This is a genomic window from Burkholderia sp. Ax-1720, assembly GCF_011753035.1.
GTDB lineage: Bacteria > Pseudomonadota > Gammaproteobacteria > Burkholderiales > Burkholderiaceae > Burkholderia > Burkholderia gladioli.
On record NZ_VWWK01000445.1, the window covers coordinates 1 to 1,018 of the forward strand.

At 75.4% G+C, this 1,018-nt stretch carries 1 protein-coding gene and 1 pseudogene; both read right to left on the reverse strand.

Annotated features, from left to right (window positions below; genetic code table 11):
• A pseudogene (locus tag F3J18_RS37550) lies at positions 1-261 on the reverse strand (hypothetical protein); the annotation flags it as partial.
• A gap of 69 nt (positions 262-330) precedes the next feature.
• The coding region (locus tag F3J18_RS37555) for a type III pantothenate kinase (RefSeq protein WP_166917213.1) at positions 331-1,018 on the reverse strand (688 nt) is incomplete at its 5' end.

Here is a 1,018-nt window from a genome sequence, read left to right on the forward strand (position 1 = left end):
GTCACCGGAGGAAGCCGCATCGGCCGACGAGGCCGCGAGCGGCTGCGACTCGACCGGCGGCGAGCTGATCGGGCCGCCCACCACCGGCTGCTCGGCGGCCTGGGCGACGGCCGTGGTGTGCAGCGCCTGCGGCCGGACCTGCTGCGTCAGGTGCCAGGGTTCGCGCGCCCCGGCGGCCGGCGGCGGCCCGAACAGCCCCTGGATCGCGGCCAGCGCGACCAGGTTCGCCACCAGCAGTATCGCGATGAGCCAACGTAGCATCGTCGAACCTCTCCCTCGAAAGTCAGTCGTCCGCGCGCCCGGCGATGGCCGGCACGCCCCATTCCATCCTCAATCCTGCGCCGCGTCGTGCGCGATGCGTGCCAGCCCCGACAGCACCAGCGTGTCGTGCCGCGTGTAGGGCACCGTCAGCACCTGCGCGACGGCATCGGCGGCACCGCCCGACAATACCAGCCGCACCGGCCGCGTGCCCTCGGCCGAGCGCTCGCGCCAGGCGCGCTCGACCAGCCCGGCCTGCGCCTGCAGGCAGCCGGCCGACAGCGAATGCGCGGTGTCGGTGGCGAACGGGATGCGCCCCGCGGCCTGGTCGAGTTCGTCGACCAGGCGCCGCGCCGTGTCGGTGGTGAGCGTCGGCAACTGCGCCGTGTGCGTGCCGAGCGAGCGCATCATCAGCGCCCAGCCCGGCGCGATCAGGCCGCCGACGAAGCGGCCGTCGGCCTCCAGCGATTCGAGCGTGGTGGCGGTGCCGAAGGTGGCGATCAGCAGGGCCTCGCCGGGGAAGGCGGCGCGCGCGCCGATCAGCCCGCACCAGCGATCGCTGCCGAGCTGCGAGGGCTGCCCGTAACCGTTGCTGACGCCGCATTGTGCCGCGCGCGCGGTGACGATGCGGCACGGCAGTCCCGGCCAGCGCGCCTCGACCAGGGCCTCGATGCGGGCGGCGACATCCGCGCCGGCCACGTTCGAGATCCAGGCGCCGCGCGGCGCGGGCCGGCCCGGCCAGGCGGGGATCGCGGCGGCC